The organism is Alcanivorax sp. HI0083 (genome assembly GCF_001635175.1).
This window is the reverse complement of the sequence record NZ_LWFX01001277.1, coordinates 1-3,262: the sequence shown is the minus strand read 5'-3', so window position 1 is coordinate 3,262 and position 3,262 is coordinate 1. Positions and strand designations below refer to the sequence as shown.

The window sequence follows — 3,262 nt, the reverse complement described above, 5'->3', positions numbered from 1 at the left end:
GTAAGCACACCAGCGTCATGTATACCGCACCGATCAGAGTCAAACGCCCCATCACCGTGTCGATATAGCGAGCGGACTGCTCGCCCGGGCGAATGCCCGGAATATAAGCGCCGGATTTCTTCAGGTTGTCAGCGACATCCTTCGGATTGAACACCAGCGCTGTATAAAAGTAGCAAAAGAACACAATTGCCAGGGTAAACAGCAGAATATACAGCGGTGTACCCGGTAGCAGAGCTTCACTGACATTACGCAGCGCCTGGCCCCACCATGAATCCGGATTGGAGTCACTGAACCACTGGGTCAGGGACGCCGGAAACAGCAATATAGAGCTGGCAAAAATCGCAGGAATCACCCCTGCCATGTTTACCTTCAGCGGCAGATGACTCTGCTGCGCTGCATACACACGACGCCCTTGCTGACGGCGCGCATAGTTTACCGTAATACGGCGTTGTCCGCGCTCCACATACACCACACCGAAAATCACGGCCATGGCGACCAGGAACACAAACAGCATCATAATCAGGCTTAGGTCGCCGGTACGCGCAGATTCAAACGTCTGCGCCACCGCACCAGGCAGGCCGGACACGATGGAGGCGAAAATCAGCATGGAGATCCCATTGCCGATACCGCGCTCGGTAATCTGTTCACCCAGCCACATCAGGAAGACAGTACCCGTTACCAGGGTGCTGACTGCCACAAAGTAGAAGCTGGCAATTTGCATGGTGCTGGCTGTTTCAGGCAGTAGCGTAATGCCCTGGCTGTTAAGGCCGGCCACCATACCGAAAGACTGAATCGCCCCCAGCGCCACCGTCAGATAACGGGTGTACTGGGTAATCTTGCGCCGCCCTTGTTCACCTTCTTTACGAAGCTGCTCAAGCGTGGGCACTACGGCCGTCATCAGCTGAATCACGATGCTGGCTGTAATGTAGGGCATGATGCCCAACGCAAAGATACTCATGCGCTCCAGTGAACCACCAGAGAACATGTTGAACAGGCCAAGAATGGTGTCCCGGTTATTGTTGAACATCTGTTGCAACGCTTCCGGGTTCATGCCCGGGACCGGGATATGCGCCCCGACCCGGAACACCACCAGGGCGCCCAACAGAAAACCGATCCGCCGCCACAGCTCACGCATTGCGTTACCGTCAGCTTTCGGCGCACCGCCATTTAGTGTTTGAGCGCGATTCTTCGCCATAAAGCGCAGCCTTACTCTTCGACTTTACCGCCAGCTTTTTCAACTGCTTCACGGGCACCTTTGGAAATGGCCACACCGCGAACAGTCACTGCACGATCGATTTCACCTTGCAGAACAATTTTGGCCCGTTTCATGTCACGGCGAACAACGTTGGCTGCTTTCAAAGAAGCCAAATCGATCACGTCACCTTCCACTTTTGCCAGTTCAGCAAGACGGACTTCAGCAGTGCCCATTGCCAGCTTGGACGTGAAACCGAACTTCGGCACACGACGCTGCAGCGGCATTTGACCACCCTCGAAACCGGGCTTCACGGTACCACCGGAGCGAGACTTCTGACCTTTATGACCACGGCCACCGGTCTTGCCCAGGCCGGAACCGATACCGCGACCTACGCGCTTACCTTCCGGACGGGAACCTTCAGCGGGATGCAAATCATTAAGACGCATCACTTATTCTCCCTCTACCTGCACCAGGTACGAAACCTTGTTAATCATGCCTCGTACTGACGGGGTATCTTCAACTTCAACGGTGTGGCCAATACGGCGCAGACCGAGACCGCGCACGCAGGCCCTATGCTTTTCCAGCCGGCCGTTGGTGCTTTTAACCAGCTTTACCTTGATCTTTTCAGCCATCGTATCGATTCCGCTTATCTGCGCTTAGTTCAGAATCTCTTCAACAGACTTGCCACGCTTGGCAGCCACAGACTCCGGAGAAGCCATGGATTTCAGACCATTGAAAGTAGCCCGAACCACGTTTACCGGGTTGGTGGAGCCATAGCACTTGGCCAGTACGTTCTGAACGCCTGCGACTTCCAGCACGGCACGCATAGCACCGCCGGCAATCACACCGGTACCTTCATCGGCCGGCTGCATGTACACCTTGGAGGCACCGTGACGGGCCTTCATTGGGTGCTGGATGGTAGAACCGTTCAGCTCTACCTGAATCATGTTGCGGCGGGCAGCTTCCAGGGCCTTCTGGATAGCAGCAGGCACTTCACGCGCCTTGCCACGACCAAAGCCAACTTTACCCTTGCCGTCACCCACTACAGTCAACGCGGTAAAACCAAAAATACGGCCGCCTTTTACTACTTTAGCAACCCGGTTTACCTGAACCAGTTTTTCCTGCAGACCTTCGTTGGGATCAACCTTCGCCATAACCAAGCACCCTTAGAATTCAAGCCCGTTTTCACGCGCGGCATCAGCCAGCGCCTTTACGCGACCGTGATATTTAAAACCAGAACGGTCAAAGGCTACGCGCTCAATGCCCGCTTCTTTGGCACGCTGAGCAATAATCTGACCAACTTTGGTCGCTGCATCAGTGTTGCCGGTAGCGTCAGCACGCAAATCTTTCTCCACTGTACTGGCAGAAGCCAGTACCTGGTCGCCTGCCGCAGAGATCACCTGCGCATAAATATGACGCGGGGTACGATGTACGCAAAGACGAACTTCGCCCAACTCGCGAATCTTCAGACGAGTGCGCTTGGCCCTGCGTAGACGTGCAACTTTTTTGTCTTTCATGGCATCAATCTCGACGATTATTTCTTCTTGGCTTCCTTACGGCGCACTTGCTCATCAGCATAGCGCACCCCTTTACCCTTGTAAGGCTCAGGCGGACGGAAGGCCCGAACATTGGCAGCAACCTGACCAACCAGTTGCTTATCAATGCCCTTAATGACAATTTCAGTCTGGCTCGGGGTCTCTACGGTGATCCCTTCAGGCAGCTCGTAAGCCACCGGGTGGGAAAACCCGAGGGTCAGGTTCAGCACCTTGCCCTGAGCCTGTGCGCGGTAACCAACACCCAGGAGCTGAAGCTTACGCTCAAACCCATCGGCTACGCCGGTTACCATATTATTCAGCAGAGCACGGGTGGTCCCGGCCAAAGCCCAAGCCTTCTGGGAGTCTTCGTGAGGCTTAACAGACATTACGCCTTCTTCCAGGGACACGGCTACCAGCTCGTGAACTTCATGCTCCAGGCTGCCTTTGCCACCTTTTACGGCGACTTTCTGGCCATCGACTTTAACTTCGACGCCCTTCGGCAGATTTACCGGATTTTTTGCTACTCTAGACA

The 3,262-nt window shown here is 54.8% G+C and carries 6 protein-coding genes; all 6 read right to left on the bottom strand.

Annotation, left to right across the window (positions count from 1 at the left end):
• Positions 1 to 1,195, bottom strand: a 1,195-nt coding sequence (secY, locus tag A3754_RS18900; RefSeq protein WP_063520937.1) for a preprotein translocase subunit SecY, incomplete at its 3' end; no start/stop codon positions are given.
• Between the two features lie 11 nt (positions 1,196 to 1,206).
• Positions 1,207 to 1,641 carry a 50S ribosomal protein L15 gene (gene rplO, locus A3754_RS18895; protein ID WP_007151502.1) on the bottom strand — a complete coding sequence of 145 codons (435 nt, stop codon included), beginning with the start codon at positions 1,639 to 1,641 and terminating at the stop codon, positions 1,207 to 1,209.
• Positions 1,642 to 1,644: 3 nt separating this feature from the next.
• Positions 1,645 to 1,827, bottom strand: a complete 183-nt coding sequence (rpmD, locus tag A3754_RS18890) for a 50S ribosomal protein L30 (protein ID WP_007149547.1) — start codon at positions 1,825 to 1,827, stop codon at positions 1,645 to 1,647.
• A gap of 24 nt (positions 1,828 to 1,851) precedes the next feature.
• A complete protein-coding gene (gene rpsE / locus A3754_RS18885; protein ID WP_007149291.1) occupies positions 1,852 to 2,349 on the bottom strand; it encodes a 30S ribosomal protein S5 in 498 nt (165 codons plus the stop codon).
• Between the two features lie 12 nt (positions 2,350 to 2,361).
• Complete coding sequence (gene rplR / locus A3754_RS18880; protein ID WP_063520936.1) at positions 2,362 to 2,712, bottom strand: 50S ribosomal protein L18; 351 nt, start codon at positions 2,710 to 2,712, stop codon at positions 2,362 to 2,364.
• Between the two features lie 17 nt (positions 2,713 to 2,729).
• Positions 2,730 to 3,262, bottom strand: a 533-nt coding sequence (gene rplF, locus A3754_RS18875; RefSeq protein WP_063520935.1) for a 50S ribosomal protein L6, incomplete at its 5' end; no start/stop codon positions are given.